Source organism: Saccharopolyspora sp. NPDC002578 (assembly GCF_053592695.1).
Map to the genome: position 1 here is coordinate 79,305 of NZ_JBSFWJ010000010.1, position 23,009 is coordinate 102,313.

Consider the following 23,009-nt stretch of genomic DNA (forward strand, 5'->3'; position numbering starts at 1 on the left):
GGTGCTCAGTGTCGTCAGGAGCGCCGTCGCGCCATACCGCGACACGGCGCCACCCCGGGCGTCGATCGGGCATTCATCGCTGCCCGATCGACGTCTCGCCCCTCCGGCCGGTGAGCGAACGTTCCGCCAGTACAGCCTCACCGGCGCGCACGCCGACGCGGTGGAGTTCACCGTGTCGAGGTCCCGGACGGCGCGACCGCCTACCTCTGCGGTCCGCCCCCCTTCCTGCGCGCGGTGCGCGGGCAACTGCTGGACCGCGGAGTGGCCCTACGAGGTCTTCGGCCTCGACATGTGCCTGGCGCGGTAGGGCCCAGCTCCGCCGCCCGGCGCCGGTGGGGTTCCGGTGCCAGGGCGGCGGTTCAGGACCACTCCGGGCCGTCGGGAAAGCTGAAGCGGCGCAACGAATCCCGGCGGATCTCCGCGCTGTAGCCCGGCGCCTCCGGCGGCAGGTAGCGACCGTCGCGCATCCGGACCGGGTCGACGAAGTGCTCGTGCAGGTGGTCGACGTACTCGACGACGCGGTCGTCGAGCGAGCCGCTCACCGCCACGTAGTCGAAGATCGACAAGTGCTGCACCAGCTCGCACAGGCCCACTCCCCCGGCGTGCGGGCACACCGGGACACCGCGCGCCGCCGCCAGCAGCAGCACCGCGACGGCCTCGTTGACCCCGGCGAGCCGGCACGCGTCGAGCTGGCAGATGCCGATCGCCTCCGCCTGCAGGAACTGCTTGAACATCACCGCGTTGTGCCCGTGCTCTCCGGTGGCGACGTGCGTCGGGGCGATGGCGCGCTGGATCGCGGCGTGCCCGAGCACGTCGTCGGGGCTGGTGGGTTCCTCGAACCAGTGGATGTCGAACTCGGAGAGGCCACGGTGCCAGCGGATCGCGTCCTGCACGCCGAGCGTCTGGTTCGCGTCGATCATCAGCCGCCGCTGCGGGCCGAGCACCTCGCGGGCGATGCGGCAGCGCCGCCGGTCGTCGTCGAGGTCCGCGCCGACCTTCAGCTTCACCGAACCCCACCCGGCGTCCACCGCTTCCCGGCACAGCCGCCGCAGCTTGTCGTCGTCGTAACCGAGCCAGCCCGCGCTGGTGGTGTAGGCGGGATAGCCGGACTCGCGGACGTGGCGCTCCCGTTCGGCGCGGCCGGGTTCCGCGGCGCGCAGCAGGTCCAGCGCCGCCGCCGGGCTCAGCTCGTCGCGCAGGTACCGCCAGTCCACCAGGTCGACCAGCTGCTCCGGGGGCATGTCGGCGAGCAGCTTCCACACCGGTTCGCCCGCGATCTTCGCCGCCAGGTCCCAGACGGCGTTGACCACGGCCGCCGTCGCCAAGTGCAGCACGCCCTTGTCCGGTCCGAGCCAGCGCAGCTGGCTGTCGGCGGCCAGGTGCCGGGCGAAGCCGCCGAGGTCCGCGGTGATCTCCTCGACGGGCAGCCCGGTCGCCCGCCGCGCGACGGCCTCGACGGCGGCGACGACGAGCTCGTTGCCGCGGCCGATGGTGAAGGTGAACCCGTGGCCCTCGGGGGCGCGCGGGTGGTCGGTGCGCAGCACCAGGTAGGCCGCCGAGTAGTCCGGCGCCGGATTCATCGCGTCGGAACCGTCGAGCTCCCGCGACGTGGGGAACCGCAGGTCCACGGTCTCGAAGTCCAGGATGCGGGCGGTCATCGGCGGCTCCTCGCTGCGGTCGGCCCCGGCGCGTGCCGAGTCCTTGCGGAACGGTTCGCGTGACGGATCGGGGGCGGAATCTCAGCGGCCACCTCGCCGACGGGACGCGGAACGAAGACCATTCTGCAAAAACGCGCTCGCCCCCACCAGAGGGAACGCCCGACGGTAGGAGGAATCCCGTTGTCCCGCACGGGATTCCTCCCTCCGGCGAGACGGAGCTCAGGCCACGGGGCGCCGGGCTCGCTCGACCGCCGCGACCAGCGGGGTCTCCGGGTCCGTCAGGGCCGCGCGGATCCACGCCACCTTCTCGGGATTCGCGCGCTCCGGGCTTCCCGCGTCGAACGGCGGCGCCGGGTCGTACTCCAGGGCGAGCTGCGCGAACTCGGCGGTGTCGTCGCCGAACATCCTCGCCACCAGCGTCAGCCCGAAGTCGATGCCCGCCGTGACACCACCGCCGGTGATCCGGTTGCCGTCCGCGCACACCCGCTGCGCGGCCACCTCCACCCCGAGCCGGCCCAGCAGCTCGCGGGTGCTCCAGTGCGTCGCCGCCCGGTGCCCGTCGAGCAGCCCGGCCGCCGCCAGCACCATGGAACCGGTGCACACGGACGTGACGTACCCGGCGGTGGCGCCGCGGTCGGCGAGGAACGCCAGCGCCGCCTCGTCGGCCATCACCTCGCTGACGTCACCGCCGGGCACGAACAGCACGTCGACCTCGGCCGGGCAGTCCTCGGTGGTGGTCGTCGGCACGATCCGCACCCCGCTGTCGCAGCGCACCGGTCCCGGTGCGACCGCGACCAGCGACACCCGCATGCCCGCTGCCGTGAACACCGCCTGCGGACCCACCAGGTCCAGCAGCGTCATGCCGTCGAACACCAGCATCGCCACCGTGCGGGCGGGCACGTCCGCGTCGAGGGCGGAAATCAGCTTGTCGGTCATCAGTTCTCCGTCGTTCGGTCGGTCCGATGACCTCACGCTAAGGATGATCGACTCCGGGTGACCGGGGCGAAATGGACAGGTTCCGCCGAGTTCCCGCCGATCACCGGCGGCCCGGGGCCGACGCGTCCAGACCGAACAGGTCGTAGAGCCGCTGCTGGACCTCGGTGCGATCGGTGATCACCCGGCGGGTGCGCGGCCTGCCTCCGGTAGACGGGTAGCGCAGCACCGTCTCCTGGATGTCGGCGAGCTGCTCGAACAGCTCCCGCACCGACAGGTCCAGTCCGGCCTCGGTCGCCTCCTGCCGCATCAGGTGCAGCACCGCCACCGCCAGCACCGAGATCATCCGGTGCACCGCGATCGCGTCCCCGCCTCCCGGCGACTGCGGCGCGCTGAGCCTGCCGAACGTGGAGTCCAGGTGGTAGCGGGCGCGGTAGGCGGTGATCACGTCCGCGGCCCGCCACGAATCCCGGTCGGTGACCAGCAGCTGCTTGCCGAAGAACTCGGCGGCGACCCGGCGACGAGCGGTGCCGTCGATGTGCCAGTGCAGCCGCATCTCGCCCGGCGTCGACCCGTGCAGCGCCGTCACCAGCACCCGCTCCACCCAGCGCACCCGGGTGATCCGGGAGATCTCCGCGAGCACGTGGTCCCGCGAACGCCGGTTGCCGCCCGCGGCCAGCGCCTCGGCGAGCCCGTCCAGGCGCCGCGCCGCCTGGCCCAGCGCTTCGGTGAACCCGCGCGCCTGCGCCGCGTGCAGCGTCTCGGAGTGGGTGAGGATGACGCGCCTGCTCACCCCGTCCATCACGATCCGCGTGTCCAGCGCCGTCAGCCCCGGCAACCGCCGCTGGTCCACCGGGCGGCGCGCCGTCGCCGGGTACGCCAGCAGCTCGGGGTGGTCGCCGGGCAGCAGGCCGCCCACGAAACCGAGCCCCGAATCCGGGTGCGGCCGCGGGTGGGTGCCCGCGTCGTAGACCACGGTGATCTCCCCCGCGCCCGCGTGCTCGCGGTACCGCTCGGCGAGCCGGTGCGCGAGCACGCCGTAGGGCGCGCAGTCGTCCCGGTCGCGCAGGTGCTCGTGCGCCAGCAGCGGAATCGCGCCGTCCCGGCTCACCAGCACGCTCATCCCGGCGAGCTCACCGCGATCCGGGACCGCCGGTGCACCCAGGTGCGGCACGTCCACGATCAGCGCGGGCAGGCCGTCGGAGGCGCCCAGCTGATCGCGCACGGCCGCCGACACCCGCGCCTCGACCTCGCCGCGTTCCACCGGGCCCAGGCGGCGCATCGCGCGCCGGAAGCGAGCGCGGTCCCACAGCGGCACCGGCGGCTCCGGGCGGATCAGCCGGGAGACCTCCGGCCACCAGCGCCCCGGATCGGTGCGGCCCGCGGTGGCCCGGTGCAGCACCGCCAGCGCCAGGCAGGTGCCCGCGGAGACCGCCGCGCGCTGCCTGCCGACGACCTCGTCGACGATGCCCGCCAGGTCCAGGCGCCGGATCACGCCCCACACCGCGGCCACCTCGCCGAACGGGAGGTGGCGGGTGTGCTCCGGTTCCGCGGCGGCCCGGTTCAGCGCGGCTTCGACGTCCTCGGCCGTGCCCAGGTAGCGCTGGGCGACGATGCGCGGCTTGCCGTCGACCCGGGCCGAGTCGGCGGCGTAGTAGTACGTCCGGCCGTTCACCCGTTTGCCGATGATCGAAGACACCCTTTAGGTAATACACCCGCCGACCCCGCCGGACAACCGGATGTGACGCGCTGATCAGGCAGAACACCGCACCCCGCAGGGCTCCGCCGATGACGCGTGTTCGTGTAGTGGCGGACGCGCGCGGCAGCCGCTTAGCGTTTCGCGCATGGCTTCCGACGACGTTCCCACCACCTCGGCCGCCCCGAACGCCTCCGCGATGCGCCGCGCGCTCGCCCGCGCGCGCGACGGCAAGGCGCTGGACCACGACGAGGTCACCGTGCTGCTGCAGGCGCGGGACTCCGACCTGGACCGGCTCGCCGAATACGCGGCCCGCACCCGCGACGCCGGGCTGGAGGGCGTCGGCCGGGAAGGCGTGATCACCTACAGCCGCAAGGTCTTCATCCCGCTGACCCGGTTGTGCCGGGACCGCTGCGGGTACTGCACGTTCGTCACGGTGCCCGGCCGCGTCGAGTCGCCCTACCTCTCCCCCGACGAAGTGCTCGACATCGCCCGCAAGGGCGCGGCGATGGGCTGCAAGGAAGCCCTGTTCACCCTCGGCGACCGCCCCGAGGACCGTTGGACGGCCGCCCGCGACTGGCTCGACGCGCACGGCTACGACGACACGCTGTCCTACGTGCGGGCGATGGCGATCCGGGTGCTGGAAGAGACCGGCCTGCTCCCGCACCTCAACCCCGGCGTGATGAGCTGGCAGGACCTGCAGCGGCTCAAACCGGTCGCGCCGTCGATGGGCATGATGCTCGAGACCACCGCCAGCAGGCTCTACACCGAGAAAGGCGGGCCGCACTTCGGCTCCCCCGACAAGGACCCCGAGGTCCGGCTGCGGGTGCTCGACGACGCGGGCCGCACCACGGTGCCGTTCACCACCGGCATCCTCATCGGCATCGGCGAGAACCACGACGAACGCGCCGACACGATCTTCGCGATCCGCAAGGCGGCCCGCGCCTACGGCGGCATCCAGGAAGTCATCGTGCAGAACTTCCGCGCCAAACCCGACACCAAGATGCGCGCCACCCCGGACGCCGACCTGCAAGAGCTCGCCGCGACGATCGCCGTGACCCGGCTGGTGCTGGGCCCGAAGATGCGCGTGCAGGCACCGCCGAACCTGATCGGCGACGAGTACGCGCTGATGATCCGCGCCGGCATCGACGACTGGGGCGGGGTGTCCCCGCTGACCCCGGACCACGTGAACCCGGAACGGGAATGGCCGCAGATCGACGAGCTGGAACGGCTCACCGAGCAGGCCGGATTCGCGCTGCGGGAACGGCTCACCATCTACCCGGAGTACGTGCGCGCGGGCGAACCGTGGCTGGACCCGCGGGTCAGCGCGCACGTCGCCGCGCTCGCCGATCCGGAAACCGGGCTGGCGAAGGAAGGCGTGCAGCCGACCGGGATCACCTGGCAGGAACCGGACGGCGGCTGGCAGAACCTCGCGGGCAGCGGGCGCACCGACCTGCACGTCGAGGTGGACACCGTGGGCCGCACCGGCGACCGCCGCGGCGACTTCGACTCCGTCTACGGCGACTGGGACGAACTGGCCGAGCGGGTGCCGAACGCGCCGGAGCGGATGGACACCGACGTGCGCGACGCGCTGCGCCGCGCCGAGCAGGACCCGGCGGGCCTGTCGAACGAGGACGCGCTGGCGCTGCTGCACGCCGACGGCGCCGACCTCGACGCGGTGACCCGGCTGGCCGACGGACTGCGCCGCGACGCCGTCGGCGACGACGTCACGTTCATCGTCACCAGGAACATCAACTTCACCAACGTCTGCTACACCGGCTGCCGGTTCTGCGCGTTCGCGCAGCGGCGCACCGACGCCGACGCCTACACGTTGTCGCTGTCGCAGGTGGGTGAGCGCGTCGACCAGGCGTGGGAGGCCGGCGCCACCGAGATCTGCATGCAGGGCGGCATCCACCCCGACATGCCCGGCACCGCGTACTTCGACCTCGCCGCCGAGGTCAAGCGCAGGCAGCCGGACATCCACCTGCACTCCTACAGCCCGATGGAGGTCGTCAACGGCGCCTCCCGCACGAACCTGTCCATCCGGGACTGGCTCACCAGGGCCAAGGAGTCCGGCGTCGACTCGCTGCCCGGCACGGCCGCGGAGATCCTCGACGACGACGTCCGCTGGGTGCTCACCAAGGGCAAGCTCCCCACGTCGAGCTGGGTCGAGGTCGTCGGCACCGCGCACGAGCTGGGCATCCCCACGACGTCGACGATGATGTACGGGCACGTCGACACCCCGGAGCACTGGGTGGGCCACATCAAGCTCATCGCCGAGCTCCAGCGCAACGCCCTCGACAAGACCGGCAAGCCCGGGTTCACCGAGTTCGTGCTGCTGCCGTTCATCCACCAGAACTCGCCGATCTACCTGGCCGGGCTGGCGCGGGCGGGCACCACGCCGCGGGAGAACCGGGCGGTGCACGCCGTCGCCCGGATCCTGCTGCACGGGCTGATCGACAACATCCAGTGCTCCTGGGTGAAGCTCGGCGTCGACGGCTGCCGCGACGTGCTCGCGGGCGGGGTCAACGACCTGGGCGGCACCCTGATGGAGGAGACGATCAGCCGGATGGCGGGCGCCGACAACGGCTCCTACAAGACGATCAGCGACCTGGAGGAGCTCGTCGGGCCGACCGGGCGCCCGCTGCGGCAGCGCACCAGCCTCTACGGCACCCCCACCGCCGACCGCGTCGAAGCCGCCCGAGCCAGCGACGGCGTCACCCCCGCCGTCCGCAACTCCCTCCCCATCGTGAGCTGACACCCCGGCGCCTCGGTTTCCAGTGAACGGACCGTTCGCCCAACGCGCTTGGACGAACGGTCCGTTCACCACTTCTGGGATCGAGTCAACGGACCGTTCGTCCAACCGGCCTAGCCAAACGGGCCGTTCACCACTCCTGGGTTCGAGTGAACGGACCGTTCGTCCAACCGGTTCGGTCGAACGGTCCGTTCACCCACTCCGGTGCGAAGTCAACGGACCCTTTGCCCAACCGGTTCGGCCAAACGGGCCGTTCACCACTCCTGGGTTCGAGTGAACGGACCGTTCGTCCAACGGGGTTGGTCGAACGGTCCGTTCACTCCGCGAGGTCGTCGGGGGATGTGGCGGAATCGGTTCGGGCGGGCGGGGTGAGCCGATAGGGTCGCGGAAGCTGATCTTCCGGAGGCCGGGCCGATGCCGCGCCGGAGGCGTCGGCGACGACGACCCCTACCCCGGAGCGCGACGCTTGGTGCCCGACGAGGCTGGACAGGAGCAGGCCCGCGCACAGCGAGCGGGCGCCCGGCGCATGTTCGCCCCCGGTGGGCGCAGATGACCTCACCGCAGCTCATCGTGCTCATCGCGGCCTGCGAATCCGCGGGGGTCGGCCTGCTCGGGGCGACGGTGCTGCACCTGCTGCGGCGGCAGCCGCTGGGCCTGTCGCTGATCGCGGTCGTCGTGATCACCGTGTGCGCCACCAACATTAGCGTGATCACGGCGATGTTCGTGACCGAGTCCGACAGCATGCCGGTGACGGTGAGCCTCGCGGTCAACTGCGTCGCCGGGGTCGTATCGGTCGGCGTGAGCCTGGTGCTGGGGCGATCGGTGATGACCGGTGGCAGGCGGCTGGCCGACGCCACCCGCGCCTTCGGCCGCGAGCAGCGGTTCAGCGCTCCGACGGACCTGCCGAGCGCCGAATTCGCCGAGCTGGCCCGCGAACTGCGGGTCACCAGCGAGAACCTCGCCGAGTCGCAGCGCAGGGAACGCGCCTTGGACGCGTCGCGGCGGCGGGTCGTGTCGTGGATCTCGCACGACCTGCGCGCTCCGCTGCACCGGATGCGCCTCAAGGCGGAGGCCGTCGAGGACGGGGTGTCGCCGGATTTGCCGCGCTACTTCCGGGAGGTCCGCGCCGACGTGGACCAGCTGACGGAGATGGCCCAGGACCTGTTCGAGCTCTCCAAGCTCCAGTCGGGGACGTTGCGGCTGAAACCAGTGCGGGTGCCGCTCGACGACCTGCTCAGCGACGTGGTCGCCCGCACCGATGTGCTCACCGAGAAGCGCGACGTGCGGCTGCGGGCGGAACGGATCGACCCGGTGGTCGCGACCGTGGACTACGACGCGATGAGCAGGGTCTTCACCAACCTGCTGGTCAACTCGGCGCAGTACGGCCCGGTGGGCGGTGCGGTTTCGCTGGAGCTGCGGGCCGACGGCGAGCACGCGGTGGTCTCGGTGTCCGACGAGTGCGGCGGGATCCCGGCGGCGGACCTGGATTCGGTGTTCGACACGGGCTGGCGCGGTGGCGACCGCGACACGGCACCCCAGGGCGGTGGGCTCGGACTCGCGATCGTGCAGGGCATGGTCGAGGCCCACCACGGGCGGGTCAGGGTGTTCAACGTCGTGGGCGGATGTTGTTTCGAAGTCCGGATTCCGCTGGCCACCGCATGATCGTCCGGCCGCCGACCCCGGTTCACGCCCTACCGGCCCTGCGGTAGCGTCGGCGGGAAATCGATTGCCTTGCGTGAGATTCGGATGCGGATGCCTCGATTCGACGACCAGCCCGTTGACCAGCCCCAGGACGGGACGTCGCCGAATCACGGCTCCGAGCTTCCCGGCGCTCGCTCGGACGGACCGCACCGGCAGCAGCGGACGGGGCTGCTGGTCGCCTCGGTCTGCGGGATCGCCTTGATCGCGGCTCCGCTGGTGTGGGCGGTCGCCACGCAACGGCCCGAGTACCCGTCGTCCGTTCCCGCCGGTCTCGGCGCGCAGGCCCCACCTCACTTGGCCGAGCACGCGGGGGCGTTGCCCGCGGGCCCCGCGAACCTCGATTCCAGGGGCCGGCTGGTGCTGGTGGCCCGGCAGGCCGCCGGATCGGTCGGGCTGAAGTTCCAGCGCGAGTCCGACCGCGGCCAGTGGGACGGCTGGTACGCGATCGGCCAGGACGCGGCGGGCGACGTGGTCGCGGCCCAGGACTCGCGCGGCGGCATGGGCGCGTTTTTGATCGACACCGGCGGCGCCCTCAAGTTCGCCGCGGAGACCGCCCCGGAGTCCCCGCGCCCGGCGCGGTGGACCGATTTGGGCGGCACCGACCTGCGCGGAACGCCCGCCGCCTCGCGCGATGCCGAGGGCCGTTTCGTCGTCGTGGCACGGGATTCCGGCGGGCGCCTGCACGAGACCCACCAGGTCGGCGGCGGCTGGAGCGACCTGCGCGAGTTGCCGGGACCGCCCGTCGACGGCGACCCGGTGCTGCGCCAGGACGACCGGCAACGGCTGACCCTGTTCGCGCTCGACCGCGAGCAGCGGTTGCGCGTCCAACGCGAATCCGACCCCGGTGAGTGGGCCCCGGCGCGAGCGGTCGGCGAGCGCTTCGCGGGGCGCCCCAGCGTGGTCCTCGACTGGGACGGCAAGCAGCGCATCTACGTGCGGGGCACGGGCGGCAGCGTGCGGGAGGTCGTGGAGACCGAAGCCGGTTCGGGCCAGTGGGCCGACTCGACCGAGCTTTCCGGGGAGGCACCTGCGAAGGGCGATCCGATCGCCACCGTCGACCCCAACCGCACCGTCGTCGTGTTCGCCCTGGCCGGGGACGGGTCGGTGCACGAGCGCTTCATCGGCCCGAAGAAGAAGCGGTGGACGGACTGGCGTCCCCTCGACGGCCAGGTCGAACGGCTGCTGGCGGCGGTGCAGGACGGCGGCGGCACCCTGGTCGTGCTGGGGATCGGGAAGACCGGTTCGATGGAGCAGAACTTCCAGAGCCCCGGCCCCGCTCCGTGGGAAGGCTGGGAGCACGGCCTCGGCGGCCGGTTCGCGCCGCGGTGACGGCCCTGGTCGCCGCCCCGCTCGGCCGACCGCGCCGGGCGCGGATGCCCTCGGTTCCACCGGAACGCCACGGCATTCGTCGCAGCGCGGCAGGTGTTCGAGGCGGATCCCCTGGCCACACCCCACCCGGTACGGTCGAGGACGGCGATCATGGAACGAGCGCGGGGTGGTGTCGTTGCCGCAACCAGGGGGATCGGGGCCGGTGACCGGGCCGGAAGAGCACCCGCCCGCCGACCCCGACCGGGCACCGCGCAAGGACAGGCGGTTCATGCTGGCCGCGGGCCTCGGCGGGATCGGCATGATCGTCACCCCGCCCGCCGTGTTCGCGCTGCTGACCAACGCCCGCCACGCGCAGGACGATCCCGCCGCCCGCCCGCGCCTGTCCCCCGACCCCGGCGGGCCGGTGCACTCGGACGAGCAGAACCGGATCGTGGTGCTGGCGAAGGGCACCGATCTCGCCGTGCTGCGCAACCACCAGTCGACTTCGCAAGAGGGGGCGACCGGCGACTGGCTGGACCTGGGCGAGCGCGCGGCGGGCCAGCCGATCGGCATCATCGACCGGGACGGCAGGCTCGCCGCGTTCGTGATCAACACCGCGGGGGTCCTGCGCTACGCCGAGCAGATCGCGCCGAGCGAGCAGGCCGCGCCCCGGTGGCGGAGCCTCGGCGGCGGCGAACTCGTCGGATCGCCCGCCGCCGCGCAGAACTCCGCCGGACTGCTCGTCGTCGCCGCCCGGGACCGCGCTGGGGCGCTGTGGGAGACCCACCAGTACCCGTCCGGCGGCTGGAGCGAACCGCACCGCCTGCCCGGCCCGCCCGTGCGCGACGATCCGGTGCTCCGCACGAACCCCGGGGGTGCGCTGGCGCTGTTCGCCTTGGGCCGGGACGGCCGGGTGCGGGCGCATTCCGAGCAAGGGTCGAACTCCGGCGAGTGGCTGCCCGCCTCCGACATCCCGGGAACGGTCGAGACCTCCCCCGCGACCATCATCGACAAGCAGCAGCGGCAACGGCTCTACTCGATCCGCGCGGACGGGACGATGTGGGAGAACGTCGAGACCGCCGCGTCCTCCGGGCAGTGGCGGGGCTGGCGCGAGTTCGGGCTCGGTGGCCCGTTCGCGGGCAGGCCGGTCACCGTGGCGGACGGCAACAACACCCTGGTGGTGCTGGCGCGGCACGAGGACGGGACGGTGTGGGAACGCTTCCAGCGCAACCGGGCCGATGACCGCTGGTCGTTGTGGAAGCGGCTCCACGGCGACGTCGCCGAACTCGTCGGCGCCGCGCAGGACGCCAACGGCGTCCTCGTCGTGTTCGGAATCGGCCGCGACGGGGTGATGCAGCGCAACTACCAGGTCAAGGGACAGCGCACGCCGTGGTCGGGGTGGCACGCGGACTTCGGTGGCGAATTCCCGAAACAACGCACGCCGTGATCTCCCCTTTTCCGACACCGCAACCGGGAAATTCCCGGATTATGGGAATGGCGATCGAACCGCGCGGAAAGCGTTTGTCCGGCGCAATGTCGCCGACGCCCGGGGACGCGGACGATTCACGAATTCCGGCACCCGCCGCGGGCCCGTCGAGTCGATCACCGAGCGGACGCGGCAAGCCCACCGGGGACGCCCCCGAACGCATCTCCCCGAACTGCTCCCATCACTGGATTCCCCAGTGGTGAGACCGGAACGCGCCCCACACGCGCCCCGATCCGCACCGCTGCGGTCGACACCGCGAACGCCGGCCTCCGCGGTCCGCTCGAGCCGGTGAGCGGGCCGCGGCCGGTCGTTCAGCCACTCCTCACCGCACGGCCCCCGAAGCCGGGAGACGGGCTTCGGAACCGATTCCGATGACGAGCACCGCAGAGTTAACAACACGGCCATAGCAGCGTCAAGACCGAAGCCGTCGATCTACGCAAACCGCTCGTTCCCATTCACATTTCCGCGAACACCTCGGCCGATCACCCCCTTGACATTCCAGAATCGGCGCCTAAATTCGTGAGAGCGTTCTCATGGAGTGCGTTCCCCGCTCTGAGCACTCCGCGAGCAACGGCGAGCCGGATGGACCCCGCGTCGACCTTCGCTTCCGCGACGGTCGGCGAACGTCGTCGGAAGGGCTCGCCGTGCCGCTGTCGCCTCCTGTTCGTCCCCCGGACGTCGCGCGCCGCTCGACCGCTCGCGGCCGGCGCGCCGAGGAGTTCAGCGCGCCCGGATCCGACGACCCCCGAACCACCCGCCTCCGGGCGGGTCTCCCGCCATCCCCGACGAAAGGACGAGACCACCTCCCTCCCCTTCGCAACACGATTCACCGGCGAGGAGCCGACCGGCTCCTCACCCCGTCAGACAGGCAGAACCATGAAGATCTTCGGTAGAACCGAGACCCGCCCCCGGCAGGCGGTGATGGCGCTGGCGACGGCGTCGGCCGTGGCCGCCGGGCTCGTCACCGTCACCGCTGCGGGAGCAGAGCCGCAGGCTCCGGCGCCGCAACCGGCGCAGGCGGTGCGCGACACCGACCCGAAGAACCCGGACCTCGGTCCCAACACCTACATCGCGACCCCGTCCACTCCCGCGGGCGAGTTGCAGGGCAAGCTCGACGAGATCGCCGAGCGCCAGCACACCAACCAGTTCGGCCCGGAACGCGACGCGGTCCTGTTCCAGCCCGGCGATTACAACGCCGACGTCAACCTCGGCTTCAACACGCAGGTCGCCGGTCTGGGCATGTCGCCCGACGACGTGAACCTCAACGGCCACGTGCGGGTCGAGGCGGACTGGCTGGGCGAAGGCAACGCCACGCAGAACTTCTGGCGCTCGGCGGAGAACCTGGCGGTCACGCCACCCTCCGGCGAGATCGAGCGCTGGGCGGTCTCCCAGGCCGCCCCGTACCGCCGGATGCACATGCGCGGTCAGATGCAGTTGTGGAACGGCTACGACGGCTGGGCCAGCGGCGGCTACATCGCCGACTCCAAGATCGACGGCCTGGTCGAGTCCGGTTCGCAGCAGCAGTTCCTCACCCGCAACAGCGAACTGGCCGGCGGCTGGTCCGGTTCGGTGTGGAACATGATGTTCACCGGCACGGTCGGCGCTCCGGCGCAGCACTTCCCGGACCCGTCGCACACCAACGTGCCGGAAACCCCGAAGTTGCGGGAGAAGCCGTTCCTGAACATCGGCGAGGACGGCAACTACAACGTGTTCGTCCCCGCGCTGCGGGAGAACACGCAGGGAGTCAGCTGGGCGAACGGCGCACCGGAAGGTGAGCAGATCTCCCTGGCGGACTTCTACGTCGCCAAGGAGGGCGACAACGCCGCGACCATCAACGCGGCGCTGGCCGAGGGCAAGCACCTGCTGTTCTCCCCCGGTGTCTACCACTTGGACGACACCATCAAGGTGGACAACCCGAACACGGTGGTGCTCGGCATCGGCATGGCCTCGTTGGTGCCGGACACCGGCAAGCCCGCGATGTCGGTGGCCGATGTGGACGGTGTGAAGCTCGCCGGTCTGTTCATCGACGCGGGTGAGCAGAACTCGCCCGCGCTGATGACGCTCGGCGAGGAGGACGCGAATGCGAGCCACGCGGAGAACCCGACGCAGCTCTCGGACGTGTTCTTCCGCATCGGCGGCCCTTGGGCGGGCAAGGCGACGACGACGCTGGACATCAACAGCAACGACGTCCTGCTCGACCACTCCTGGCTCTGGCGCGGCGACCACGGCGAAGGTGTCGGCTGGGACGTCAACACGGCGGAGACCGGGCTGATCGTGGACGGTGACAACGTCACCGCGCACGGGCTGTTCGTGGAGCACTACCAGAAGAACAACGTGGTGTGGAACGGCAACGGCGGCCGCACCTACTTCTTCCAGAACGAGTTCCCCTACGACCCGCCGGACCAGGCGGCGTGGGGCGGCGACGGCGGCTGGGCGGCCTACAAGGTCGCCGACGACGTCACCGACCACGAGGCGTGGGGCCTGGGCAGCTACTGCTTCTTCGACACGAACCCGGCGGTCACGGCCCCGCGTTCCTTCGAAGTGCCGGTGAACCCGGGCGTCAAGATGCACGACCTCGTGTCCGTCTCGCTGGGAGGCACGGGCACCATCAACAAGGTCATCAACGACCAGGGTGACACGGCGAACGCTGACAACCAGATCAGCTACGTCCCCGAGTACGGCGGCTGAGCCGAAGCTCGACCGACCGGTGCCCCAGGTGCGATCCGCACCTGGGGCACCGGTGTTCCCGGTGTCAGAGCTGAGGAATCCGGGCCCGCAGCAGGCAGAACTCGTTGCCCTCCGGGTCGGCGAGGACGTGCCAGGGCTCCTCGCCGGTCTGGCCGATGTCCGCCGGGCGCGCGCCGAGCGACAGGAGGCGTTCGAGCTCGGCCTCGTGATCGCGGTCGGTGGCGTTGACGTCGATGTGCAGCCGGGTTTTGCCCGGTTCCGGCGCGTCCCGGCGGCTGAGGATGATCGTCGGCTGCGCGCCGCCGAACCCCTCGCGCGGACCGATCTCCACCATCTCGCCGTCCTCGCGGTCGAGCACGACGAAGTCCAGCACCTCGCACCAGAACCGCGCCAGCACCTCCGGGTCGTGACAACCGAGCACGAGCTCACTGATCCGACACGCCATCGATGAAACCTGCTCTCGGCTCGCGAACCGCACGTGTTCCCCCAGCGGGAACCTGCCCGGAACCGTAGCTGGCGGCGACCACGGCCGCGACGGATTTTCCCACCCCGTGCCGAATCCGCTTCTCACCCCACGGCCCCGAAAGCCCCGGCGGTGAGAACGGGAACGACGACCGACTCGTCGAGCTCGACCGCGATGCCGACATCGTCGGCGAACCCCCCGTCCGCGAGTTCCCTACCGGAGGCGCTCGCCCGGACCGCGGTGCGGACGTCCGAGGTCGCCGTGAAGGCGGCGGCCGCCACCGCGGCCTCCGGCGACCACGTTCCACCGCCGTGGGAGTGCAGCGACGCGATCACCGCACCCGCGCCGAGCAGGTCCTCCACCGCGGGCCGGAGGCCGTCGTCGGGCCACCGCTCCCCCGCGGCGACCACGCCGACGGGACGATCAGCGGTGCCGTACCCGTGCGCCGCGAGCCATTGCCCCACCGCGTCCGCGTTGCGCAGGCACGCGGCGAGGACGATGGCCGTGCCCGCCGCGGCGGCGATGGCCGAGCCGTTGGGCGACGGGAGGACCAGGCGAGGGGGCGCCGGAGCCCGCCGCAGCGCCGCCGGGGACAACGACCACGGACGTGCCGCCGTCGCCATCCGGCGCCCCACCGCCAACTCGGCGTCCCGCTCGGCGGCGTAGGCGGCAGCGCTGCCGTCCCGCCACCGGTAAGGCAGAACACGGGTGCCCGACTCGACCGCCACCGACACCGACGTCGTGAACGAGAGCACGTCGACCACCACCAGGCAGGCGACGCCCGCAGCGAGCCGTTCCGCGCCCACCGGCCCCCATTCGAACCGCGTCCCGAACCCGACCTGCGCGAAGCACTCGTCCACACCCCGGATCATGCCGGACCCGAGCAACGGCGACGGCGGAACTCCGCATCTCCGCAGGACGTGCACGACCCACATCCGGCCGAGGTCCTGGCTTCCCCGCCAGACCGGTACTTCTTGCGTGAGGGAGGGCTCGCGTCGGGTGTGCGTTCCGCGTCCGACGGTCGGGACGGTCGGACGCCGGGGGGTCGAACCGTCGGCGCGCACGCTGGTCGTCGTCCGTTGACCAGGAACGGAACCGTGCGCCGCGAACGTGCCTAATCTGGGTTGCGGAAGATCAGGGATACGGGTGAGGACGGTATGGGGTCGCGGAATTTGCTGGTGGTGGATGACGAGCCGACGGTGCGGGAGCTGCTGGCGGCGACGTTGCGGTTCGCGGGGTTCCGGGTGACGGCCGCCGCGACCGGGGCCGAGGCGGTGCGGGCGGCGGTGGACGAACGTCCGGATCTGGTGCTGCTGGACGTGATGTTGCCGGATGTGGACGGCTTCGAGGTGCTGCGGCGCCTGCGGGAGGTGCGCGGCGGGCAGGTGCCGGTCCTGTTCCTCACCGCTCGCGACGCGCCTCGGGACAAGGTGCAGGGGCTGACGCTGGGCGGTGACGACTACGTGACCAAGCCCTTCGACCCGGAGGAGCTGATCGCCCGCATCCACGCGGTGCTGCGCCGTTCCGGGCACGCCGGGACCTCGGGGGCGATGACCGTCGCGGACCTGGAGGTCGACCCGGACAGCCACCAGGTGCTGCGCGGCGGGGAGCCGATCCGGTTGTCCCCCACCGAGTTCCGGCTGCTGACCTACCTGGTTCGCAACTCCGGGCAGGTGGTGTCCAAGCGGCAGATCCTCGACGAGGTGTGGCAGTACGACTTCGGCGGTGATCCGAGCATCGTGGACACCTACATCAGCTACCTGCGGCGCAAGGTGGACAACGCCGAACCCAAGCTGATCCACACGGTGCACGGGGTGGGTTACGTCCTGCGCGGGCCGCGCTCGTGATGGCCCGGCTGTCGCTGCGCGCCCGCGTGCTGCTGATCGCGATCGGCCTGCTCGCCGCGGGCCTCGCGATCGGCAGCGTCGTGGTGATCGGCGCGCTGGAGCGCAACCTGGTCGGCAAGCTCGACGCGCAAGTGGTGGCGACCGCCGAAGCGGGCGCGACGATCTACAAGGTGCCCGGTCCCGGCGCGCCCGATCCGATGCCGAGTCCCGGCCCGACCGATCCGGGCGGCGCCGGGCAGGGAACGGTCGTGGTGCGGGACAACTTCGCACTGCCCGGCTCCACCGTCTACACCGCGCGGCTGCGCGCGGACGGCACGATCGCCGAGGAGGACCGGGGCGCGGGGCGGGACGCGGCCGGGCCGGACCTCGCGGGGATCACCGCCACCGCGCAGCCGGTCGACGTGCGGAGCCGGTCGGGTTCGCAGCACTGGCGGCTGGTGGCGCATGCCGGCCCGGACGGGCTGGTCGTCACCGCGATCTCGCGGGCCGAGGTGGACGACACCGTCGGTCAGCTGCGGGCGGTGTCCGCCGGTACGGCCGCGGTGCTGCTGACCGTGCTGGCGCTGGCCGGGTGGTTCGCGATGCGCGCCGGATTGCGACCGCTGCGCCGGATCGAGCAGACCTCGGCGGCCGTCGCGGCGGGCGACCTCGCCAGCCGCGTTCCCGAATCGGGCGGGCCGGGCACCGAGATCGGGCGGCTGTCGCGGGCGCTGAACGTGATGCTCGGCCAGAACGAGGCCGCGTTCGCCGCGCGCAGCGAGTCGGAGGCGCGGATGCGCCGCTTCGTCGCGGACGCCAGCCACGAGTTGCGCACCCCGCTCGCCGGGATCAAGGGGTTCAGCAAGCTGCACCGGATGGGCGCGCTGCCCACCGGAGTGGACGCGATGTCCCGGATCGAGAAGGAGTCCGACCGGCTGGAACGCCTCGTGGAGGACCTGCTGCTGCTGGCGCGGCTGGACGAGCAGATCCCGTTGCAGCTCGCCCCCATGGACCTGCGGACACTGGCCGCCGACGCGCTGCACGACGTGCACGCGCTCGACCCGACCCGGACCGCCGAACTCACCGGTCCGGGCGGCGGCCCGCCCGCGGCCGCACCCGCGCTGGCCGACGAGGAGCGGTTGCGGCAGGTCGTGACGAACCTCGTCGGCAACGCGATCCGCCACACGCCGCAGGGCACACCCGTGCGGATCGGCGTCGGCGCGGTGGAGGACGGCGCGGTGCTGGAGGTCGCCGACGACGGTCCCGGACTCGCCGCCGAACAGGCGGAGCGGGTGTTCCAGCGGTTCTACCGGGCCGACGACTCCCGCAACCGCTCCAGCGGCGGATCGGGGCTGGGCCTGGCGATCGTGCGCTCGCTGGTGGAGGCGCACCACGGGCGCATCGAGCTCGACACCGCCCCCGGGGCGGGCACGCGGGTCCGGGTAGTGCTGCCGCCGGCCGTCGAGTCGGAGTGATCTCGGAGAATTCCTGGGAGTTCTCCTGGAGAACCATCCCCGTCGGGCCACCGCTGCCGCAGCGTCCGGGAGGAACGTGGCGCGGTTCCCAGGAATCTCCCAGATCCGCTCCGATTTCACCAAGATCGACCGGTCAACCTGAGTGGGTCAGCTGCTCCACGAGGAAAGGAAATCCCATGCGGATCAACACTCTGCGACGCACCTCCGCGATCGCCGGACTCGCCCTGGTCCCCGCGCTGGCCTTCGGCGCCGCGGCGCAGGCCGCGCCCGCCACCCCCGCCGCGCCGACCTCCGCGTCCGCCGAGCAGGCCCCGGCCGCGGCGCCCCAGGAGGCCATCGCCGAGACCGGCACGATCTCCCAGGTCGGGCAGGTCGAGACGCCGGAAGGCCGGTTCACCGCGTTCCAGTTCGGTCCCGAGGGCACCTGGTGGCTCGCGGGTGCGGACACCGTCGTGACCAAGGGCGGCCAGGTCGTCGCGCCGGAGGCCCTCCAGGTGGGCGACGACGTCACCGCCGAGGGCGAGTTCGACGGCCGGACCGCTTCCGCGTCGCGCGTCGAGGTTCGCTGAGACCGGCCGGGCCGCGGAGGACCCAGGTCCTCCGCGGCTCGGCTGCCGAGCTCTGCCCGCGACCCCGAAGCGGGCAGGGCGGCGGGTTCTCGGCGGCTTCCTCGCCGCGGAAGCGATCGCGAGGAAGTCGCCGAGAACCGCCGGTAGTCCCTACTGCTCCACCGCCGGAACGTCCTAGGGCTTGCGCGCCACCGCTGCGAAGCACACCGCGTTCTGCGGGTTCTCCGCGGCGAACTCGTCGACCTCGGTCAGGTCGGAACGCCATTCCGAGGTGAACGCGACGCCCGGTTCCAGCAGTTCCCAGCCGGTGAAGAAGCGGCGGAACTCCAGTTCGTCGCGGGCGGTGAAACCGGGGTTCTGGGTGTCCTTGTAGGAGTCGATGAAGTCCAGCGTCTGCGACCGGACGGGTTCCGCGACGCCGTCGACGGTGGCGTGGCTGATCGCGAGCCTGCTGCCCGCGGGCAGCGCTTCCTTGTAGCGCTCCAGCGCGGCCTCCGGGTGCTGCTCGCGGGGGATGAAGTGCAGCAGCGCCACCGCGAGCACGCCGATCGGGCGGCTGAAGTCGAGCAGTTCCCTGGTGGCCGGTGCGGCGAGGATGCTGTCGGGTTCGAGGAAATCCCCCTGCACCACACCGGTTCCGGGCACCGCGTCGAGCAGCTCCTTGGTCTGCACGACCGCCACCGGCTCGTTGTCCGCGTAGAGCACGCGCGCGTCCGGGTTCACCTGGTGGGCGATCTCGTGCGTGTTGCCCACGGTGGGCAGGCCGGCGCCGATGTCGAGGAACTGGTCGATGCCCTCTTCGGCCATGGTCTGCACCGCGCGGCGCAGGAAGGTGCGGTTCCACCGGGCCACGTCGGCGATGTGCGGCAGCTTCTCCTTGGCCTGGGCCACGAAAGCCCGGTCCGACGCGAAGTTGTGCGCTCCGCCGAGGTACGCGTCGTACACGCGGGCCGCGCTCGGGAGCTCCACGTCCACACCGAGCTCCCGCCACCTGTCTTGATCACCAGCCATTCACCCAAAGTAGTGATCACCAGAGGTGACGACAACCACCCGTTGGACGGTCGGGTTCCCCCTCCCAGCACTGAAGAACCGGCTTGACCTGGGTAATCCCGATCTTGAAACTTCGCTCAGTAACGAACCTCACCAGCGCCCCCGGGTCGTCGCCGTGATCAGACCGCTGCCTGCTCGCGGGACCGCTGGCGTTCGAGACCGCTCTCGGTCTGCAGCGGGATCTCCTTGATGCCGAGCACGGCGATCAGCGACACCGCGCCCAGCGCGGCGGCCACCACGAAGATCGTCGCGGTGCCGTTGCCGTACGCGCCCCGCACGATGTCGGCCAGCGCGGGCGGCAGCTGGTTGAGGCTGCCCAGCCCCACCCCGGCCGAGTCGCCGCCCGCCGGGACCTGGACGCCGATCGCGGCCAGCCCGCGCGCGATCCGGTCGCTCACCTCGGTCGCCAGCACCGCGCCCAGCACCGACACCCCGACGGTGCCGCCGAGCGAGCGGAAGAACGTCACGGTGGAGCTCGCCGCGCCCAAGTCCGAGGGGGCGACGGTGTTCTGCACGGCCAGCACCAGGTTCTGCATCATCATGCCCATGCCGCTGCCGAGCAGGAACAGGTAGCAGCCGAGCAGCACCATGCTCGTGCTCTCGGTGATCGTGCCCAGCAGGCCGAACCCCACGACCGTGAGCGCACCGCCGCCGACCAGGTAGCCCTTCCAGCGGCCGAAGCGGGTGATCAGCGCGCCGGACCCGGCCGAGGAGAGCATCGATCCGATCACCATCGGCAGCGTCAGCAGACCGGCCGCGGTCGGGCTGTAGCCGCGGGCGATCTGGAAGTACTGCCCGAGGAACACCGCCCCGCCGAACATGGCGATGCCGACGGCGATGCTCGCGACGGTGGCCAGGACGGTGGTGCGGTCCCGGAACAGGCGCAGCGGGATGATCGGCTCCGGAACCCGCGCCTCCACGACGACGGCCAGCGCCAGCAGCGCCGCGCCGAACCCGGCCAGCGCCCAGGACGTGCCCGAGGCCCAGGCGAACTGCTTGCCGCCGAGCGTCACCCAGATCAGCAGCGCGCACACGCCGCCCGCGATGAGCGCCGCGCCGAGGTAGTCGACCCGCACCTCCCGCTTGATCACGGGCAGGTCGAGGGTGCGCTGCACGACGATCAGCGCGACCACCGCGAGCGGCACCCCGGTGAAGAAGCACCACCGCCAGCCGAGCCAGCTCGTGTCCACGATGAAACCGCCCAGCAGCGGCCCGGCGACGGTGGCCACCGACATGACCGCGGCGATGGGCCCGGTGTACTTGCCGCGTTCCCGCGGGCTGATCATGGCCGCGACCACGATCATCACCAGGGACTGCAGGCCACCGAGCCCGAGCCCTTGCAGCGCGCGCCACGCGATCAGCGTGCCGACGGACTGCGCGAGGCCCGCCGCGACGGAACCGGCGGTGAAGATGCCGATCGCGATCTGCACCAGCAGCTTCTTGCTGAACAGGTCGGCGAGCTTGCCCCAGATCGGGGTGCTCGCGGTGGAGGCGAGCAGGGTCGCGGTGACCACCCAGGTGTACTGGTCCTGGCTGCCGCGCAGCTCGGTGATGATCGTGGGAAGCGCGGTGGACACGATGGTCGACGACAGCAGGGCCGTCATCATCGCCAGCAGCATCCCGGTGAGCGCCTTGATGATCTGGGGCTGCGTCATCCGGCCGCTCTCCTCGGCCGTGGACTCCGGTACGGGCGCGTCGGGCACGGGTGGTCTCCTGTGGGGAACGTCGTGGGAGTCAACCTGGACCGCCCGACGGCCCCTCCAGACCGCCACCGCTGCACGGTGACCCGCGGGCAATGGTTGATACCTTCAACCATACGCGAGCCGTTGCATCGTGCAACCAGTCGCCCGGAGTCCGACCCCGCGCGGTGGCCCGATCCCGCGACGAGCGGGCCACCGCACGCGCGACGCATCAACGCCCGGCGGCATCCCTGATCCCGGCCAGGTACCGGTCGAAGGTCCACTGCCCCTGGACGTGCTCCCCGCGCGGCAGCAACCCGCCGCCGCGCATGCGGGCGCCGACCTCACCGGGCGCGAAGATCGGCAGCACGAGCTTGCGCAGCCCGCGCGCCTCGACCAGGCGGCGCGCCATGTCGACCACGTCCATCCGCTCGGGGCCCGCGAGCTCCGGCGCGTAGCCCGTCGCGTCCTGCTCCGCGTGCGCGACCAAGCTCGCCGCCACCTCCTCCGCCGCCACGGGCCGCGACAGCATCCGCGGCACCACCGCGACGGGCGAGCGGTTCGCGAGCAGCGGCTCCGGGAACTCGAAGAACTGCGTGGCGCGCAAGATCGTCCACGGAACGCCGCCGCCCGCGACGACCTCTTCCTGCGCCCGCTTCCCGTGGTAGTAACCGAAATCGACGGCGTCGCAGCCCACGATCGACAACGCGACCAGGTGGCGCACACCGGATCGCCGCGCCGCCGCGAGCAGGTTCCCGCTCGCGCGGGCGAAGAACTCGACCGAGACCCGCTTGCGGACCGTGACCACGTTGCTCACGTCGATCACCGCTCGGCAACCGGACAAGGTCCCCTCCAGCCCGGCGCCCGTGACCAGGTCGACGCCCTGCGCACGCGCCAGCACCACCGGCTCGTGCGCCGCGGCCAGCAGCCGCGCCACGACCATGCGCCCCACCAGCCCGGTGCCTCCCGCTACCGCGATCCTCATCGGCTCCTCCTCCCGCGTTCGGCCGGTGCTCACCGGCGTCGAGTCGGGGACGAGACGGCCCGCGGCCGATGTGACAGCAGGTGATCGGAGTCACCGCCACGAGCCGCCCTGTCACACCGGCGGTGCCGCTCTCGTCCTCCGAGCACCGGCGGACGAGCGTCGCCCCCACGGGACGCGGTCTCCCGCCCGTTCGCTCGCGAGCCGGAGTCCGAGCGCCGAAGACCGGGAAGGTCACCGAACATGTCGAACGAAGCACCGACCGAACGCAGCGGCCGGACGAAGGTCGCCGTCGACCGAGCCGCCCTGGTGGCACTGATGCTGGTCGCGGCCGGCACCGGCTGCTGGGCGTACCTCGCCCCGCTGTCCTGGCACCTGTCGTTCCCCGGTTTCGGCCTGAGCTGGCTGCCGCAGCTCGGCCCGTACAACGAGCACCTCGCGAAGGACACCGGTGCGATGTTCCTGGCGCTGGCCGTGCTCAGCGCGATCGCGCTCCGGCGGGCCGCCGATAGGGCGCTCGTGCGCGTCGCCGGGGCGGCATGGCTGGTGTTCGACGTCCTGCACCTCGGCTACCACCTGACGATGCTGCACATGTACGGCCCGCTGGACCAGGTGCTCAACGTGCTCAGCCTCGGATTCCTGGTGGTGCTGGCGCTCGTCCTCGTCTTGCCCGCACGCCACCGCTGAGCGACCGGCGGGCGGCATGCGCGATCTCACAGGTCATTGCGACTTGCCGGAAA

At 71.8% G+C, this 23,009-nt stretch carries 17 protein-coding genes; 9 read left to right on the forward strand and 8 right to left on the reverse strand.

What is annotated here, in order from left to right; translation table 11 throughout:
* Nucleotides 1-359: 359 nt before the first annotated feature.
* The 3 genes from ACWD38_RS07700 to ACWD38_RS07710 all read right to left on the reverse strand — a co-directional run bounded on the left by ACWD38_RS07700 (nucleotide 360) and on the right by ACWD38_RS07710 (nucleotide 4,290).
* A complete protein-coding gene (locus tag ACWD38_RS07700; RefSeq protein WP_184479891.1) occupies nucleotides 360-1,658 on the reverse strand; it encodes an enolase C-terminal domain-like protein in 1,299 nt (432 codons plus the stop codon).
* A gap of 219 nt (nucleotides 1,659-1,877) precedes the next feature.
* Nucleotides 1,878-2,594 (reverse strand): DJ-1/PfpI family protein, encoded by a 717-nt coding sequence (locus ACWD38_RS07705; protein WP_184479892.1) that lies wholly within the window; start codon nucleotides 2,592-2,594, stop codon nucleotides 1,878-1,880.
* 100 nt (nucleotides 2,595-2,694) lie between these two features.
* Nucleotides 2,695-4,290, reverse strand: coding sequence for an IS1634 family transposase (locus ACWD38_RS07710; RefSeq protein WP_184479893.1), 1,596 nt, complete (start codon nucleotides 4,288-4,290; stop codon nucleotides 2,695-2,697).
* A 145-nt stretch (nucleotides 4,291-4,435) separates the two neighbouring features.
* Here ACWD38_RS07710 and ACWD38_RS07715 point away from each other — a divergent pair, with 145 nt between their 5' ends.
* The 5 genes from ACWD38_RS07715 (at nucleotide 4,436) to ACWD38_RS07735 (ending at nucleotide 14,225) form a co-directional block, all read left to right on the forward strand.
* Nucleotides 4,436-7,045, forward strand: a complete 2,610-nt coding sequence (locus ACWD38_RS07715; RefSeq protein WP_184479894.1) for a bifunctional FO biosynthesis protein CofGH — start codon at nucleotides 4,436-4,438, stop codon at nucleotides 7,043-7,045.
* 546 nt (nucleotides 7,046-7,591) lie between these two features.
* Entirely contained in the window at nucleotides 7,592-8,704 is a 1,113-nt protein-coding gene (locus ACWD38_RS07720) for a sensor histidine kinase (protein ID WP_184479895.1), read from the forward strand.
* Between the two features lie 90 nt (nucleotides 8,705-8,794).
* Nucleotides 8,795-10,072, forward strand: a complete 1,278-nt coding sequence (locus tag ACWD38_RS07725) for a hypothetical protein (RefSeq protein ID WP_450123618.1) — start codon at nucleotides 8,795-8,797, stop codon at nucleotides 10,070-10,072.
* 202 nt (nucleotides 10,073-10,274) lie between these two features.
* Nucleotides 10,275-11,498 carry a hypothetical protein gene (locus ACWD38_RS07730; protein ID WP_450123619.1) on the forward strand — a complete coding sequence of 408 codons (1,224 nt, stop codon included), beginning with the start codon at nucleotides 10,275-10,277 and terminating at the stop codon, nucleotides 11,496-11,498.
* 915 nt (nucleotides 11,499-12,413) lie between these two features.
* Complete coding sequence (locus ACWD38_RS07735) at nucleotides 12,414-14,225, forward strand: coagulation factor 5/8 type domain-containing protein (protein WP_184479898.1); 1,812 nt, start codon at nucleotides 12,414-12,416, stop codon at nucleotides 14,223-14,225.
* A 64-nt stretch (nucleotides 14,226-14,289) separates the two neighbouring features.
* Here the strand turns inward: ACWD38_RS07735 and ACWD38_RS07740 are convergent, their stop codons facing one another.
* Together ACWD38_RS07740 and ACWD38_RS07745 are read right to left on the reverse strand one after the other, a co-directional pair.
* Entirely contained in the window at nucleotides 14,290-14,670 is a 381-nt protein-coding gene (locus tag ACWD38_RS07740) for a VOC family protein (RefSeq protein ID WP_450123620.1), read from the reverse strand.
* A gap of 122 nt (nucleotides 14,671-14,792) precedes the next feature.
* Entirely contained in the window at nucleotides 14,793-15,548 is a 756-nt protein-coding gene (locus ACWD38_RS07745) for a 2-phosphosulfolactate phosphatase (RefSeq protein ID WP_450123621.1), read from the reverse strand.
* A 297-nt stretch (nucleotides 15,549-15,845) separates the two neighbouring features.
* On the opposite strand from ACWD38_RS07745, the gene ACWD38_RS07750 reads away from it, so the two are divergent.
* The 3 genes from ACWD38_RS07750 (at nucleotide 15,846) to ACWD38_RS07760 (ending at nucleotide 18,558) form a co-directional block, all read left to right on the forward strand.
* On the forward strand, nucleotides 15,846-16,535 hold the full coding sequence (locus ACWD38_RS07750) for a response regulator transcription factor (protein WP_450123622.1): 690 nt from the start codon (nucleotides 15,846-15,848) through the stop codon (nucleotides 16,533-16,535).
* Nucleotides 16,535-17,989, forward strand: coding sequence for a sensor histidine kinase (locus ACWD38_RS07755; RefSeq protein ID WP_450123623.1), 1,455 nt, complete (start codon nucleotides 16,535-16,537; stop codon nucleotides 17,987-17,989). Before ACWD38_RS07750 ends, ACWD38_RS07755 begins: the two co-directional genes overlap by 1 nt.
* A 176-nt stretch (nucleotides 17,990-18,165) precedes the next feature.
* Nucleotides 18,166-18,558, forward strand: coding sequence for a hypothetical protein (locus ACWD38_RS07760; protein WP_450123624.1), 393 nt, complete (start codon nucleotides 18,166-18,168; stop codon nucleotides 18,556-18,558).
* 174 nt (nucleotides 18,559-18,732) lie between these two features.
* Here ACWD38_RS07760 and ACWD38_RS07765 read toward each other — a convergent pair whose 3' ends face one another.
* The 3 genes from ACWD38_RS07765 to ACWD38_RS07775 all read right to left on the reverse strand — a co-directional run bounded on the left by ACWD38_RS07765 (nucleotide 18,733) and on the right by ACWD38_RS07775 (nucleotide 22,272).
* A complete protein-coding gene (locus tag ACWD38_RS07765) occupies nucleotides 18,733-19,569 on the reverse strand; it encodes an SAM-dependent methyltransferase (RefSeq protein ID WP_450123625.1) in 837 nt (278 codons plus the stop codon).
* A gap of 158 nt (nucleotides 19,570-19,727) precedes the next feature.
* The gene (locus ACWD38_RS07770; protein WP_450123626.1) at nucleotides 19,728-21,311 is read right to left on the reverse strand and encodes an MFS transporter; all 1,584 of its coding nucleotides are present in this window, start codon (nucleotides 21,309-21,311) and stop codon (nucleotides 19,728-19,730) included.
* 208 nt (nucleotides 21,312-21,519) lie between these two features.
* Nucleotides 21,520-22,272, reverse strand: coding sequence for an SDR family oxidoreductase (locus ACWD38_RS07775; RefSeq protein WP_450123627.1), 753 nt, complete (start codon nucleotides 22,270-22,272; stop codon nucleotides 21,520-21,522).
* 240 nt (nucleotides 22,273-22,512) lie between these two features.
* Here ACWD38_RS07775 and ACWD38_RS07780 point away from each other — a divergent pair, with 240 nt between their 5' ends.
* A complete protein-coding gene (locus ACWD38_RS07780; RefSeq protein WP_221315853.1) occupies nucleotides 22,513-22,956 on the forward strand; it encodes a hypothetical protein in 444 nt (147 codons plus the stop codon).
* The last annotated feature ends 53 nt before the right edge of the window (nucleotides 22,957-23,009 follow it).

What these genes read in the sequence shown, in the direction of transcription:
- ACWD38_RS07700 (WP_184479891.1), bottom strand. Translation starts at nt 1,658, where the DNA reads ATGACCGCCCGCATCCTGGACTTCGAGACCGTGGACCTGCGGTTCCCC.
- ACWD38_RS07705 (WP_184479892.1), bottom strand. Translation starts at nt 2,594, where the DNA reads ATGACCGACAAGCTGATTTCCGCCCTCGACGCGGACGTGCCCGCCCGC.
- ACWD38_RS07715 (WP_184479894.1), top strand. Translation starts at nt 4,436, where the DNA reads ATGGCTTCCGACGACGTTCCCACCACCTCGGCCGCCCCGAACGCCTCC.
- ACWD38_RS07720 (WP_184479895.1), top strand. Translation starts at nt 7,592, where the DNA reads ATGACCTCACCGCAGCTCATCGTGCTCATCGCGGCCTGCGAATCCGCG.
- ACWD38_RS07725 (WP_450123618.1), top strand. Translation starts at nt 8,795, where the DNA reads ATGCCTCGATTCGACGACCAGCCCGTTGACCAGCCCCAGGACGGGACG.
- ACWD38_RS07735 (WP_184479898.1), top strand. Translation starts at nt 12,414, where the DNA reads ATGAAGATCTTCGGTAGAACCGAGACCCGCCCCCGGCAGGCGGTGATG.
- ACWD38_RS07740 (WP_450123620.1), bottom strand. Translation starts at nt 14,670, where the DNA reads ATGGCGTGTCGGATCAGTGAGCTCGTGCTCGGTTGTCACGACCCGGAG.
- ACWD38_RS07750 (WP_450123622.1), top strand. Translation starts at nt 15,846, where the DNA reads ATGGGGTCGCGGAATTTGCTGGTGGTGGATGACGAGCCGACGGTGCGG.
- ACWD38_RS07755 (WP_450123623.1), top strand. Translation starts at nt 16,535, where the DNA reads ATGGCCCGGCTGTCGCTGCGCGCCCGCGTGCTGCTGATCGCGATCGGC.
- ACWD38_RS07760 (WP_450123624.1), top strand. Translation starts at nt 18,166, where the DNA reads ATGCGGATCAACACTCTGCGACGCACCTCCGCGATCGCCGGACTCGCC.
- ACWD38_RS07765 (WP_450123625.1), bottom strand. Translation starts at nt 19,569, where the DNA reads ATGGCTGGTGATCAAGACAGGTGGCGGGAGCTCGGTGTGGACGTGGAG.
- ACWD38_RS07775 (WP_450123627.1), bottom strand. Translation starts at nt 22,272, where the DNA reads ATGAGGATCGCGGTAGCGGGAGGCACCGGGCTGGTGGGGCGCATGGTC.
- ACWD38_RS07780 (WP_221315853.1), top strand. Translation starts at nt 22,513, where the DNA reads ATGTCGAACGAAGCACCGACCGAACGCAGCGGCCGGACGAAGGTCGCC.